Below are 12,874 nucleotides of genomic sequence, written 5' to 3'. Positions count from 1 at the left end.
TCCGTTTCTCTCCTTGCGTGGCTTGGGGGCGGCTTTTTCGTATGCGTATCGGCACGCGCCGGGACCTCGTACCGGCACCGACTCCCACACCCGCGGCACCCGCCGTCGTGGGTTGTGCCCCCACAACAGGACCCGCCCTGATACCCCCCTGGCCCCCGGCCGGCCGCAGGGCCGTCCCCTGCCCCGAAAGCGACCCGGCCGGAGGCCTCCCCTATCCCGCCGCGCAGGGCGCGCCTCCGCTCGGAGCGCGCCCCACGCGGCCGGGGGCCTGCTACTCGCCCGGGTGGGCGAGTTCGATGTCGTGGCCGTCGACCCCGCGCCCGCTCACGGAGAGGCCGGTGGCCACCGGCGGGTAGCCCGTCGCGATGACGGTGTACTCGCCGGCATCCAGGTCGGTGAAGGCGTACGCCCCGTCCGACCCGGTCGTCGCCGTGCCGACCACGTTGCCCGCGGCGTCGACGAGCGTGACGCGCGCGTCCCCGAGCGGTCCGCCGGCGGCCCGTACGGTGCCCTGCACCTGCGCGCCGGAGCGGAGTGCGACCTCGATCCGGGTAACCCCGGTGCCGCCCACCTCGACGGGCAGGGCCAGCGGACGGTGTCCCGCCGCGTTCACGGCGACGGTCACCTGGCCGGGCACCAACTCGGCGAAGTCGAACTCGCCCTGTTCGCCGGTCAGTCCGGTCGCCAGCACGTCTCCGCGGACATCGGTCACGATGACCATCGCGCCGGTGACCGGCGTCCCGCCGTCGGCGGCCCGCACCACACCGCTGAGGCCGCTCGTGCCGCTCAGCAGGATGTCGTACGCGACGGGCTCGTCGTTGACGTTGATCGTCGAGGCCTGCGGCTGGAAGCCGTCGGCGGAGGCGATCAGGACGTAGCTGCCCGCGCTCGGAGCGTCGAGCGCGTAGCGGCCGTCGGCCTGGGCGACGGAGCGGCCGAGCTGACGTCCGGCGAGGGAGATCAGCGTGACAGCGGCCCGTGCCACGGGTGCGCTCTCGGCACCGCGGACGAAGCCCCGTACCGGAATCCCGCCACCGGCGGACCCGGCCGCGGAGTCACCCTGGGCCGTCGCGACGGTGGCCACCGCGGCCAGCCGCTGCGTGCCCTCGGGACCGGTCTCGGTGCTCGAGGCGGCGACGGCCCAGCTCGGGATCCGCTCCTGCGCGCCCGCGGCCTCGGCGGCCACAGAGGTGTCGGCCGGGGCAGGGGCGGTGCCCGACTCCTGGCCGGTGGCCTCCTCCAGCGAACCCGAGGACTTCAGCGGGACCTCCTTGATGAACAGGGTCACCAGGAAGGCGAGGAAGGCGATCGGCGCGACGTAGAGGAAGACGTCGGCGATGCCGTGCCCGTACGCACTCTGCATCAGCGCCCGGATGGGCCCAGGCAGTGCGTCCAGGTCGGGGATGCTGTCACCGCCGGAGCTGCCCATCGCCTTGGCGGCCTTGGGACCGAGATCGGCGATGCCGTCCTGGATGTAGTGCGTGATACGGCTGGACATCACGGAGCCGAGCACCGAGACACCTATCGCACCGCCGAGGGAGCGGAAGAAGGTGACGACGGAGCTGGCCGAGCCGAGATCCTGCGGGTCCACCTGGTTCTGCGTGGCGAGCACCAGGTTCTGCATCATCATGCCGACGCCGAGACCCATGATCCCCATGAAGACCGCGACCTGCCAGTACTCGGTGTCGTACCGGATCGTGCCCAGCAGACCGAGGCCAGCGGTCACCAGCGCACCGCCCGCGACCAGCCACGCCTTCCACTTGCCGGTCTTGGTGATGATCTGGCCGGAGACCGTGGACGAGACGAACAGGCCGGCGATCATCGGGATCGTCATGACACCGGACATTGTCGGGGACTCGCCCCGCGCCAGCTGGAAGTACTGGGCGAAGAAGACGGTGCCCGAGAACATCGCGACACCGACGAAGAGCGAGGCCAGCGAGGCCAGCGTGATGGTGCGGTTGCGGAACAGCCGCAGCGGGATGATCGGCTCGCTCGCCTTCGACTCCACGAGGAGGAAGATCAGCGCGAGGACGACGGCGCCGCCGACCATCGCGTACGACTGCCAGGACAGCCACTCGTACTTGTCGTCCGCGAAGGTGACCCAGAGGAGGAGCAGGCAGACCGCGGCGGTGATGAAGAAGGCGCCGGCCCAGTCGACCTTGACCTTCCGCTTGGCCACCGGGAGGTGCAGCGTCTTCTGCAGGACGATCAGGGCGATCGCAGCGAACGGCACGCCTACGTAGAAGCACCAGCGCCAGCCGAGTGAGTCGGTGTCGGTGATGACGCCGCCGAGCAGCGGTCCTCCGACGGTGGCGACGGCGAAGACCGCGCCCAGGTAGCCGGAGTAACGGCCGCGCTCACGCGGGGGGATCATCGCGGCGATGATGATCTGCGCCAGCGCCGCCATACCACCGGCACCGAGGCCCTGGATGGCACGGGCGGTGATCAGCGTCGCCGCGTTCTGCGAGACGCCGGCGACCATCGAGCCCACGACGAAGACGATCAGGGCTATCTGGATGAGGGTCTTCTTGCTGGTCAGATCCGCCAGCTTGCCCCAGAGGGGGGTCGAGGCCGTCATCGCCAGCAGGGTCGAGGTCACGACCCAGGTGTAGGCGCTCTGTCCGCCGCCGAGATCGCTGACGATCTCGGGGAGTGCGTTGGAGACGATGGTGGAGGAGAGGATGGTGGCGAACATGCCGAGCAGCAGCCCGGAGAGCGCCGTCATGATCTGCCGGTGCGACATCGGAGCGCCGCTCTCGGCTTCCGCTCCGTGCTTGGCATGGCTGCCCCGCACACCGGCCGGTGTGGTTGTTGCCATGGACTTCCTTTTCTTACTTCTGCGCGGGCTTGTCACGCGGGTGTACGGGTGGTCGGTTCTGTGAAATCTGTGATGTGGGTGAGCCGCGGTGCGGCGCGGCAGTCACCGAAGCTCTCGCGCAGGCGCGCGAGCAGGGCGTTGAGCTGGTCGACCTCTTCGTCCGACCAGTCCGCCAGGTAGTGGGCGAGCGCCTCGACGGCGTTCTCTTTGAGCTCCGCCAGCTTGTTCCGGCCGGCGGGCGTGAGCCGCAGGATCCGTGAGCGCTTGTCCGCGGGGTCGGGGGACCTGTCGATCCAGCCCCGGTCCGCGACATGGGCGACATGCCGGCTGGTCACCGACATATCGACGGCGAGCAGCTCCGCCAATCGGCTCATCCGCATCTCGCCGTCGCGGTCGAGTATGAGAAGAACGGCGGCGGAGCCCCCCGGACAGTCGTGCGGGAGCATGCGTCCGAGGCCGCGCTTGATGGCTCCGATGGCGCTGAGTCGCCGGGCCAGCTCTTCGTACTGCCGCTGCGTGGCCATCACACCTCTCCCGTTTGTTGCTTAGGGCAACCATAGGTCCGAATGGTTGCTACAGGCAAATTAAAACGGGCGTAGCGGATCAAAGAGATGGCAAAGTGACGTTGGGTGAAAGGTAAAAGGGCTGGTCAGCGCCGGGGTAGCGGTAGGGGCCACCGGCGGGCACAGATCAGGGAGGGTGCCCCTTGCTGAGGGGCACCCTCCCTGATGCATACGGGTGAGCCTGCGCTCCCGTCCTTATGCGGATCCACCGCACGGACCCCGGCTCATCAACACGTAACCACCGTGACGTAGCCGACAGTGACGACGCGGGGGACGCACCCGTAGCCGCCGTACCCGCCGAAGCCGTTGAAGCCGTTGTTGAAGCCGTTGTTGAAGAACCCCAAGTTGTTCCCGAAGGCGCCGAGGGTGCCGAACCGGCACCCGTACGGGTCGCGGCCGCACCAGCCGTTGACGAAGGAAGGCTGCGCCTGGACCGGGGATGCGGTCGGTGCCGAGATCTGGGGTGCCGCGCTCGCGGCAGGTGCCGCTGCAGATAGGGCGAGCACCGAGGCCAAGCACGATGCACCTATGAGACCTATGCGCCGCCGGACAGTTCTGGCCATATTGAGTCCTCACATGATGGGCGTTGCCGCGTTCCGCGGTGTCCCCGAGCGGACCTGATGACTGGGTCCGGACACCCGTGGGTCCGTTCCCATGTCATCAGGCTCCGCCCCTCTCCGAGGTCTCGCAACATCACTCTGAGTGGCGACATCACTCTGCGTCGCCGGACAGCCACGTACCTGGCACTTGGGTAGCTCGCACGCATTCGCTAGGGTCCTGCCCCATGGCACACAACCCCCACGCCGCGCAGGGCCCCGAGGGCAACCACGACCCCGCGGGCAGCACGCAGATGTTCCGCGCCTTCGTCGACGACGGCGCCCCTCAGCCGGGTCGGCAGGCGGCCGCTCCGGCAGGCCCGCGGATCGGCCTGATCCTCGGCGTGGTCGTCGCCGTGGTGATCGTGGCGGCTGTCGCCTGGCTCGCGCTGTCGTAAGGCTGCAGTTGCCGCTGCCGTGAGGCCGCGGCTCCTACTGCCGTGAGGCCGCGCCTCCTGTTGCCGTAAGGCCATGGCTCCAGCTGCCGTGAGGCCGCGGCTCCTACTTCCACTCCACGGAGACGTCCTGCGTCTCGATGTGCATGCCCAGCGGCACTCGCCAGGCGTCCACGCACACCGTCCAGGTCTTCTTCTCCGTCTCTCCGGCGTCGATCGGTGCCGGGAGTTTCTCGGTGGACTCGATCGTCGCCCAGTCGACGCCGAGTGCGCCGATGATGTGCGTACCGAACGTCACCGTGCCCGAACGCACCGCTGAGCCGCCGGAGTTGTGGAAGGCGACCGTCACCCTCTCGCACCACCGGTCGTCCGTGGGTTCCCGCACCACGTCCCCGATGTCGAGGACCGCGGGCCCGGACGGCGTGGAGGCGTCTGGGGTGGACGGGGTGCCGGATCCTCCGCTGCCGCCCGTCGAGCCACCGCTCGCTCCAGCAGGAGACTCGCCGGAGGGAGTCCCGCCCGTACGGCTGGAGCCGGCGCCGTCCCCGCCTGCGCCCGAGTCGCCGTCAGCGCTGGCGGACGTACCGGAGCCCCCCGTGCCGCCGGCCGAGGATGCCGAACCCGTCGCCGAGCCGTCCCCCTGGCCCGAGGTGTCGTCGCCCGCGCCCCCGGATGTACCAGGCTCCCTGCCGCCCTCCGAGGGGCTTCCGGTCTCGTCGCTGTCGAGCGGCACCAGTTCCACGTCGCCCGTCGGCGCCACGCCCTTGCCGGGGGGCGCCTGAGGGGTGGCGGCGGCCGCGCCGACCGCGACGTAACCGTCGTCGGCACCGCCTCCGTCGGCGCAGGCGGCCAGCAGACCACCAAGGCAGACGACGGCCGCCGAGGCGCCGGCCAGGGCACCTCGGCGGATGCGCCGTGGGTCGTGGGTGTGCCCCCCGGTGAAACACTGCCAAGCGTTTCGCATCGCGTCAGTGTGTCTGACGGTGCGTCAAATAGGAACCTGTCGGAACGGACATGAGCTCGGAGCGGACCACCGGGTCCGCTCCGAGCTCATTCAGTCCGCTTCGAAGTTCAGGCCTAGTCCGAGATCAGGCCGTCCCGCAGCTGCGCCAGCGTCCGGGTCAGGAGGCGGGAGACGTGCATCTGGGAGATGCCGACCTCCTCGCCGATCTGGGACTGCGTCATGTTCGCGAAGAAGCGGAGCATGATGATGCGGCGCTCGCGCGGCGGCAGCTTGGCCAGCAGCGGCTTGAGCGATTCACGGTACTCCACGCCCTCCAGCGCGCTGTCCTCGTAGCCGAGGCGGTCGGCGAGCGAGCCCTCTCCGCCGTCGTCCTCGGGTGCCGGGGAGTCGAGCGAGGAGGCCGTGTACGCGTTTCCGACGGCCAGGCCGTCGACCACGTCCTCCTCGGACACGCCCAGTACGGCGGCGAGTTCGGGGACGGTCGGGGACCGGTCGAGCTTCTGGGAGAGCTCGTCGCTCGCCTTGGTCAGCGCCAGCCGCAGCTCCTGCAGACGGCGGGGCACGCGGACCGACCACGACGTGTCGCGGAAGAAGCGCTTGATCTCGCCGACGACGGTGGGCATCGCGAAGGTCGGGAACTCCACGCCGCGCTCGCAGTCGAACCGGTCGATGGCCTTGATCAGGCCGATCGTGCCGACCTGGACGATGTCCTCCATCGGCTCGTTGCGGCTGCGGAAGCGCGCCGCCGCGTACCGCACGAGCGGGAGGTTCAGCTCGATGAGGGTGTCTCGGACGTAGGCCCGCTCCGGGCTGTTCTCGTCGAGTGCGGCCAGCCGCAGGAACAGGGAGCGGGACAGGGTGCGGGTGTCGATGGCTTCGGAGCTGTGAAGGTCCTGAAGCACGTCGGGCTCTGCCTCGCTCTTGCTGAGCGTGAGCACCTTCGAGCTGCCCTGGTCTGCGGACATGCCACCCCCTTGAGGTCGCTGATGGTCGCGGCCGGCGATCCGGTCGAGGAACGCAGCCTCCACCTGAATACCGGAGGCTGAGCCCCGGCAAACGCGGTTCCAGCAGAATGTCACATGTCGGCAACACGCTGTAGTGACATGTCGACATGTAGGGGGCGAATCAGTGCAGGCAGAGAGGGGTTCGGCGGGGTGCCGAGGATTTTCCTGTCGGAAAGTGCGCCCTGGTCACGCCACTCGATGGGGGTACTTTCCATGCCGTCGAGACAACCGGGGAGGTTACGACTCGATCCGATTTGCGGATCGCAGACGCGCGAAACTTCGGGCGAGAAGCCTTGACACATGCATCTGAGAGACACCCAGTTCTGCGCTGATCTGGGACTGCGTCAGATTGCTGTAGTACCGGAGCAGGAGGATCCGCTGCTCGCGCTCCGGCAACTGGACCAGCAGATGGCGTACGAGATCGCGGTGTTCGACGCCGTCGAGCGCCGGATCCTCGTAGCCGAGCCGGTCGAGCAGTCCCGGCAGTCCGTCGCCCTCCTGGGCCGCCTCCAGTGAGGTGGCGTGGTACGAGCGGCCGGCCTCGATGCAGGCAAGGACCTCGTCCTCGGAGATCCGCAGCCGTTCGGCGATCTCGGCGGTGGTCGGGGAGCGCCCGAACGCCGTCGTGAGGTCCTCGGCCGCACTGTTCACCTGCACCCACAGCTCGTGGAGCCGGCGCGGGACATGGACCGTGCGAACGTTGTCACGGAAGTACCGCTTGATCTCGCCGACGACGGTGGGCATCGCGAACGTCGGGAACTGCACGCCCCGGTCCGGGTCGAACCGGTCGATGGCGTTGATCAGGCCGATCGTGCCGACCTGGACGACGTCCTCCATCGGCTCGTTGCGGCTGCGGAAGCGCGCCGCCGCGTACCGCACCAGCGGCAGGTTCGCCTCGATGAGCGCGCTGCGTACCCGGGTGTGTTCGGACGTGCCGGGTTCGAGCTCCTTGAGCTCGGCGAAGAGCACCTGGGTGAGGGCGCGTGTGTCGGCGCCCCTGCGTTTCTCCGGTGCGCCCTCCGGCGGTGCGGGCGCAGCCTCCGGCGGTGCGGGCGCAGCCTCCGGCGGTGCCGGTGCATCCTCCGGCGGTGCCGGTGCATGCTCCGGCGGTGGGGACTGCGCGTCCTGGGGTGGGGCTTGAGGCGCGGTACTGGCCGACACGGTCAACGCCACCCCTTCACTGCGTTCGCAAGGTTGTTCCAGACGTCCGTCAAAAGCGGTCATAGCATCACAAGACATGTCCACTGTGTGCAAGCACCGCATAACGCCGTGTTGAGGGCCAGTTGGGCTGCGAAAACGCCTGTCATCCCTCACTGGAGGGGGGCGTGGAGAGGGGGTCTGCCGTGCGGCCTGCTCAGAACTCGTAGTCGGCGATCACCCAGGTGGCGAACTCCCGCCACAGGGCGACGCCCGCCTGGTGGGCCGGGTGCTCGAGATAGCGCTTCAGGGCGTCGGTGTCGTCGACCGCCGAGTTGATCGCGAAGTCGTATGCGATGGGGCGGTCGGTGATGTTCCACTCGCACTCCCAGAACCTCAGCTCCGGGATCTGTCCGCCGAGGGCCTTGAAGGCCTTCACGCCCTCGACGACGCGCGGGTCGTCGCGTTCGACGCCGTCGTTCAGCTTGAACAGGACAAGATGGCGGATCACGGGCGCTCCTTCGTCAGCTGTTACCGCCGTTGGCGATCCACGTCATGAAGTCGCCGATGGCCTGGGCGGCGCTCGAAATCCCCTCGAACCCTATCTGGACGTAGTCGGCCGCCTTGGCGGGGTCCGTGATGACCACATAGAGCACGAAGACGACCGCGACGTAGAGACCGATCTTTTTCGTCTGCACCACGCTCTGGCCTCCCCTGCCTGCCTGTTCGTACGGCCGCTGCGGCCGGCGGTGAGTGTAACCCGGCCGTGTGACAGACGAGGTGCTGCAGGGGGGCGCCCGGACCGGCGAACAGGGACCAACGGCCCGGCAGTCCGGGGCCTTTGCTTGGCGGTCCGGGTCCTTTGCCCGGCCGCTCCGGGCGGCCGGACGCGCAGGATGGAGGGGAGCCCGGCGGATCTGGCAGGAGTCCGCCGGCAGGGACGGGCCCCGCTGCGGGGTCCGCGCCGCAGGACCTCCCCCGGACCGTGGCGTGGACATGTGGGCCTGACCTCGTCGGGGGGAGTGGCTGGTCCCCCTGTGCCGCTCCCCCCGCCCCGATGGGACGGGCACCCCCGGCGCCTTCGCGGCGCCGGGGGTTTCTGCCGTCTGGATGGTCGGGGCGCCGGGAAGCACGAAGGGCCCCGTCCTGCGACGGGGCCCTTCAGAAGCGGTAGCGGAGGGATTTGAACCCTCGGTGACTTGCGCCACACTCGCTTTCGAGGCGAGCTCCTTCGGCCGCTCGGACACGCTACCGAGGGAGATCCTAGCCCAAGGTTGGCCGTGGTCCGAAATCCGTTTCCCGGGGACTGCGGCCGGCGTCCGTTCCGGTCGTCCGGCGGATGTGCTCGGCCGGTCCCCGTCGGGGCCCGGGTGACCGTCCGGTGAGACCAGGCGAGCCCCGGTCGGCGCTCGCGGCAGCCCTCGCATCAGCGCTCGCGGCAGCCCTTGCGTCAGCGTTCGCGGAAGAAGTCCGTCAGCAGGCGCGCGCACGCGTCCTCGAGTACGCCGCCGATCACCTCCGGCCGGTGGTTGAGCCGCCGGTCGCGTACGACGTCCCAGAGCGAGCCCGCCGCGCCTGCCTTCTCGTCGCGGGCGCCGTAGACCACGCGATCCACGCGGGACTGCACGATCGCGCCTGCGCACATCGTGCACGGCTCCAGTGTCACGACGAGCGTGCAGCCCGTCAGCCGCCACTGGCCGAGTTTGGCCGCGGCGCGCCGGATCGCCAGGATCTCGGCGTGCGCCGTCGGATCGCCCGTCGCCTCGCGTTCGTTGTGCCCGGTCGCGAGCAGTGCCCCGTCCGCCGACAGCACGACGGCGCCGACGGGGACGTCACCGCCCCGGACGGCCAGTGCGGCCTCGTCCAGGGCGAGCCGCATCGCCGCCCGCCAGCGGTCGCGTACCGGATCGGGCTGCTGATCCTTCGACTGGTCCTTCGCTGTGCTCACCCGCGGAACCTATCGGTGCCCGCCCCGAGGCCGGACGACAGGGCCTAGGCCCTGTCGTCGACTCCCGTCTGCCCCGCGCTTCGGGCGGACGACGGGAGTTTGACGACAGGGCCTAGCGGACGGTCTCCAGCACCTCGGAGGCCCCGAGGACGTCGGCGATCTCGCCGAGGGCGTCGCCGCCGTCCAGGGCGAGCAGTTCCTTCTCGTCGACGCCCAGGTCGGAAAGGATCTCCGTGTCCCCGATGGGGCCCGAGGGCACGGAATCGGCGGCCTCCACGGGCTCGTCCTCGTCCTCGGACTCGTCGTCCTCGGGCTCGCCGTCCTCGGTGCCGTCGAGGTCGAGGGCGTCCAGGTCGTCCTCGGCGTCGGGGTCCCGGCCGAGCAGTTCGTCGGTGAGCAGGATCTCGCCGTACGAGCTGCGGGCGGCGGCGGCCGCGTCCGACACGTAGATACGCGGGTCCTCCTCGCCGTCCACGCGGACGACGCCGAACCACGCGTCCTCCTGCTCGATGAGTACGAGCACCGTGTCCTCGTCGACCGAGGCGTCACGGGCCAGATCGGTCAGATCCGACAGGGTCTCCACATCGTCGAGCTCTGTGTCGCTCGCTTCCCACCCGTCTTCGGTGCGCGCGAGCAGTGCGGCGAAGTACACCGTGACTCTCCCACTGGTCCTAGGCGTGCCGGTTGGGGGTCCCCCCGGCGGAGGTTGAGGGCGGGGAGTGCAGTTCAAGCCCCGCCCAATCGGAATCGTGGCAGAAACCCGGCGTTCAGGAGAGGTCTTCCGCCCGCTGTGTCCCGCCTTGTTGTCACTGGATGGGCCTTTGGGGGGCACTGGCACCGGTCCCACTGGGCCAGGCGATACGCCGACCGTGGGGTGCGGTTACCAGCGGAACGTACGCATGCGCATCGCCTGGCGCATCCGTGCGGCCCGGGCGCGGCGCGGCTGGACACGTTCGCGCAGCTCCCGCGCCTCGCGGAGATCACGAAGGAACTGCGCGCGGCGCCTCCTGCGTTCGGCGTCGCTCTCCCGCTGTTCCGCGTTGTGCTCCCGGTCCGGCATCGTCCCCACCACCCCAGTCCGTCCTTCCCACTTTCCCTCCGTCGGCCCGTTTGATGCCAGAGCGGGCGGGCGGTGGGGCCGGTCGATGCCGGAGCGGGCGGGTGATCGGGCCGGTCGATGCCGGAGCGGGCGGCGTCCCTGCCCCGTTAGTGTTGTGGTCATGCGTCTCCACGTCGTCGACCACCCCCTGGTGGCCCACAAGCTCACCACTCTGCGCGACCAGCGCACCGACTCCCCGACCTTCCGGCGCCTCGCCGACGAGCTGGTCACCCTGCTCGCGTACGAGGCCACGCGGGACGTGCGCACGGAGCAGGTCGACATCACGACGCCGGTGGCGAGGACCACCGGCGTCAAGCTGTCCCATCCGCGGCCGCTGGTCGTGCCGATCCTGCGAGCGGGCCTGGGCATGCTCGACGGCATGGTGCGGCTGCTGCCGACGGCCGAGGTCGGCTTCCTCGGGATGATCCGGGACGAGGAGACGCTGCAGGCCTCGACGTACGCCACCCGGATGCCGGAGGACCTGTCAGGGCGGCAGGTCTACGTCCTGGACCCGATGCTGGCCACCGGTGGCACGCTCGTCGCGGCGATCCAGGAGCTGATCAAGCGCGGGGCCGACGATGTGACGGCCGTGGTGCTGCTGGCCGCGCCCGAGGGCGTCGAGGTCATGGAGCGCGACCTCGCGGGCACGCCGGTGACGGTCGTGACCGCATCGGTCGACGAGCGCCTCAACGAGCAGGGCTACATCGTGCCCGGGCTGGGCGACGCGGGGGACCGGATGTACGGGGCGGCCGAGTAATAGTCACCTCCGCCGGAGCGACGCCGTTCAGGCGCAGGAGGCGGAGGGCGCCGGGGACGGACTGCCGAGTGCGGCCAGGGCGCGCTCGGCGTCCTGCTTCTTCGTCAGCTCCTTGAAGGCCGTACCGATGATGAGGTCGACGTCGTCGCCCTTGCGGGTGTCGGTCTGCCGCTCGGCGCCCGCCAGCTGGGTGGCGAGTACCGGCAGGGCGGTGTCGGCGGCGGACTGCGGCCCGAGCAGCACCCCCGGGCCGGCGACCTTCTTGTCGTACTTCTTCGTCGCGTTGCCCACCTTGCCGATGGTGAAGCCGCGCGCCTTGAGTTCGTCGGCCGTCTTCTTGGCGAGGCCGCTACGGGGCGTGGCGTTGAAGACGTTGACCGTGATCTGAGCCGGTTTCGGCACGGGCTTCGACTTCCCCGACGACGGGGTCGCTGTGGGCTTGCACTGCCGTGCCGGGCCCGCGGCGTTGGCCTTGCCTCCGCCCGAGAAGACATCGATGAGCTGCAGCGTTCCCCAGCCGATCAGGGCGACCGCAGCGGCTGAGGCGACGACCGCGAGCACGATCCTGCGTCTCCGGTTGTTCCGGCGCATACGCGGATATTTGTCCCCCTTGATCCGGTACTGGCCACCCATGCCGGGGGGAGTGAGCATGCTCATGAGCGCAGAGTAGTGCGGCTCAGCCTTGATTCCTACTAAATGATCATTGACTCGCGCCCGGTGCAACCCGAAAGGGTCAATGCGGCCGCGCGATCCACGCGGACGTGTGATCCATGCGGTCGCGATCCATGTGGCCGGGCGATCAAGTCGGCCGTGGGAGGCGGCCGTGCAGAGCCAGCCGTGCACAGCCGACCGTGCGAGGCGGCCGTGCGAGCCGGCCGTACGAGGCGGCCGTGCACAGGCGCGGTGTCGGCCCGCCCCGGGGTGGAGCGCGGGCGCCGGGGTGTCAGTCCAGCTCGAGGACGCGGGCGTGCAGCACCTGACGCTGCTGGAGCGCGGCCCGGACGGCGCGGTGCAGGCCGTCCTCGAGGTAGAGGTCGCCCTGCCACTTCACGACGTGCGCGAAGAGGTCGCCGTAGAAGGTCGAGTCCTCGGCAAGCAGCGTCTCGAGGTCCAGTTGGCCCTTGGTCGTCACGAGCTGATCGAGGCGGACCGGGCGCGGCGCGACGTCCGCCCACTGCCGGGTGCTTTCCCGGCCGTGGTCGGGGTACGGCCGGCCGTTTCCGATGCGCTTGAAGATCACACGGAAAGCCTACCGGGCGAGGCTCTCCGGGCGCAGCCTCGCAGGCGGAGTGCGGCGGTGGAAAATAACGCCGTAATGCCCACAAACCGGTAACGCCCCAGCCAGGAAGCCCGGCTGATGCGAGCCGCGGCGCGCCGATCGCGTCCACGCGCGTTGACCGGGTCCTACCGGTGAGGGGGTGCTGCGGGGCGGCGGAACCCGCGTGGAGGGAGCGGCGGAGCCCGTCCGGACGGAGCGCCGGTGCCCGCCCGGAACCGGTGCGTCCGATGAGGCCGACGGTGCGGCGGGCCCCCCGGAATCGGTGCTCCCGATGAGGCCGACGGTGTCGCGGGCCCGGCCGCCGCGGGAGTGGA

Annotated in this window: 15 protein-coding genes and 1 tRNA gene; 2 read left to right on the top strand and 14 right to left on the bottom strand. The window is 70.0% G+C overall.

Features of this window, described 5'->3' with window-relative positions:
* Positions 1-271: 271 nt before the first annotated feature.
* The 3 genes from H1D24_RS31085 to H1D24_RS31075 all read right to left on the bottom strand — a co-directional run bounded on the left by H1D24_RS31085 (position 272) and on the right by H1D24_RS31075 (position 3,896).
* Complete coding sequence (locus tag H1D24_RS31085; RefSeq protein WP_508480592.1) at positions 272-2,743, bottom strand: MFS transporter; 2,472 nt, start codon at positions 2,741-2,743, stop codon at positions 272-274.
* Positions 2,744-2,850: 107 nt separating this feature from the next.
* The gene (locus tag H1D24_RS31080; RefSeq protein WP_181661044.1) at positions 2,851-3,342 is read right to left on the bottom strand and encodes a MarR family winged helix-turn-helix transcriptional regulator; all 492 of its coding nucleotides are present in this window, start codon (positions 3,340-3,342) and stop codon (positions 2,851-2,853) included.
* 266 nt (positions 3,343-3,608) lie between these two features.
* Positions 3,609-3,896 (bottom strand): hypothetical protein, encoded by a 288-nt coding sequence (locus H1D24_RS31075; protein WP_181661043.1) that lies wholly within the window; start codon positions 3,894-3,896, stop codon positions 3,609-3,611.
* Positions 3,897-4,165: 269 nt separating this feature from the next.
* Here H1D24_RS31075 and H1D24_RS31070 point away from each other — a divergent pair, with 269 nt between their 5' ends.
* The gene (locus H1D24_RS31070) at positions 4,166-4,375 is read left to right on the top strand and encodes a hypothetical protein (protein ID WP_181661042.1); all 210 of its coding nucleotides are present in this window, start codon (positions 4,166-4,168) and stop codon (positions 4,373-4,375) included.
* 103 nt (positions 4,376-4,478) lie between these two features.
* On the opposite strand, the gene H1D24_RS31065 is transcribed toward H1D24_RS31070, so the two are convergent.
* The 9 genes from H1D24_RS31065 to H1D24_RS31025 form a co-directional block, all read right to left on the bottom strand.
* The gene (locus H1D24_RS31065; protein ID WP_258564433.1) at positions 4,479-5,336 is read right to left on the bottom strand and encodes a hypothetical protein; all 858 of its coding nucleotides are present in this window, start codon (positions 5,334-5,336) and stop codon (positions 4,479-4,481) included.
* A 113-nt stretch (positions 5,337-5,449) separates the two neighbouring features.
* Positions 5,450-6,301 carry an RNA polymerase sigma factor SigF gene (locus H1D24_RS31060; protein WP_181661041.1) on the bottom strand — a complete coding sequence of 284 codons (852 nt, stop codon included), beginning with the start codon at positions 6,299-6,301 and terminating at the stop codon, positions 5,450-5,452.
* A 276-nt stretch (positions 6,302-6,577) separates the two neighbouring features.
* A complete protein-coding gene (locus H1D24_RS31055) occupies positions 6,578-7,501 on the bottom strand; it encodes an RNA polymerase sigma factor SigF (RefSeq protein WP_181661040.1) in 924 nt (307 codons plus the stop codon).
* A gap of 193 nt (positions 7,502-7,694) precedes the next feature.
* Positions 7,695-7,988: a Dabb family protein gene (locus H1D24_RS31050; protein ID WP_181661039.1), complete on the bottom strand. Its 294-nt coding sequence runs from the start codon at positions 7,986-7,988 to the stop codon at positions 7,695-7,697.
* 13 nt (positions 7,989-8,001) lie between these two features.
* Complete coding sequence (locus H1D24_RS31045; protein WP_181661038.1) at positions 8,002-8,178, bottom strand: hypothetical protein; 177 nt, start codon at positions 8,176-8,178, stop codon at positions 8,002-8,004.
* A gap of 467 nt (positions 8,179-8,645) precedes the next feature.
* Positions 8,646-8,730, bottom strand: a tRNA-Ser gene (locus H1D24_RS31040).
* A 197-nt stretch (positions 8,731-8,927) separates the two neighbouring features.
* Positions 8,928-9,356 (bottom strand): tRNA adenosine(34) deaminase TadA, encoded by a 429-nt coding sequence (gene tadA / locus H1D24_RS31035; protein WP_181661058.1) that lies wholly within the window; start codon positions 9,354-9,356, stop codon positions 8,928-8,930.
* A gap of 181 nt (positions 9,357-9,537) precedes the next feature.
* Positions 9,538-10,077 carry a tRNA adenosine deaminase-associated protein gene (locus tag H1D24_RS31030; protein WP_181661037.1) on the bottom strand — a complete coding sequence of 180 codons (540 nt, stop codon included), beginning with the start codon at positions 10,075-10,077 and terminating at the stop codon, positions 9,538-9,540.
* 228 nt (positions 10,078-10,305) lie between these two features.
* Positions 10,306-10,485 (bottom strand): hypothetical protein, encoded by a 180-nt coding sequence (locus tag H1D24_RS31025; protein WP_181661057.1) that lies wholly within the window; start codon positions 10,483-10,485, stop codon positions 10,306-10,308.
* A 160-nt stretch (positions 10,486-10,645) separates the two neighbouring features.
* Between H1D24_RS31025 and upp the strand changes: the two genes are divergently transcribed.
* Positions 10,646-11,281 carry a uracil phosphoribosyltransferase gene (gene upp / locus H1D24_RS31020; protein ID WP_181661036.1) on the top strand — a complete coding sequence of 212 codons (636 nt, stop codon included), beginning with the start codon at positions 10,646-10,648 and terminating at the stop codon, positions 11,279-11,281.
* A gap of 27 nt (positions 11,282-11,308) precedes the next feature.
* Here upp and H1D24_RS31015 read toward each other — a convergent pair whose 3' ends face one another.
* Positions 11,309-11,938, bottom strand: coding sequence for a LytR C-terminal domain-containing protein (locus H1D24_RS31015; protein ID WP_181661035.1), 630 nt, complete (start codon positions 11,936-11,938; stop codon positions 11,309-11,311).
* A 286-nt stretch (positions 11,939-12,224) separates the two neighbouring features.
* On the bottom strand, positions 12,225-12,521 hold the full coding sequence (locus H1D24_RS31010) for a type II toxin-antitoxin system VapB family antitoxin (protein ID WP_003999914.1): 297 nt from the start codon (positions 12,519-12,521) through the stop codon (positions 12,225-12,227).
* Between the last annotated feature and the right edge of the window lie 353 nt (positions 12,522-12,874).

It is taken from the genome of Streptomyces himalayensis subsp. himalayensis, assembly GCF_013778455.1.
GTDB lineage: Bacteria > Actinomycetota > Actinomycetes > Streptomycetales > Streptomycetaceae > Streptomyces > Streptomyces himalayensis.
Note: the sequence above shows the minus strand (reverse complement) of the source record. Positions and strands in the feature narration are given on the sequence as shown.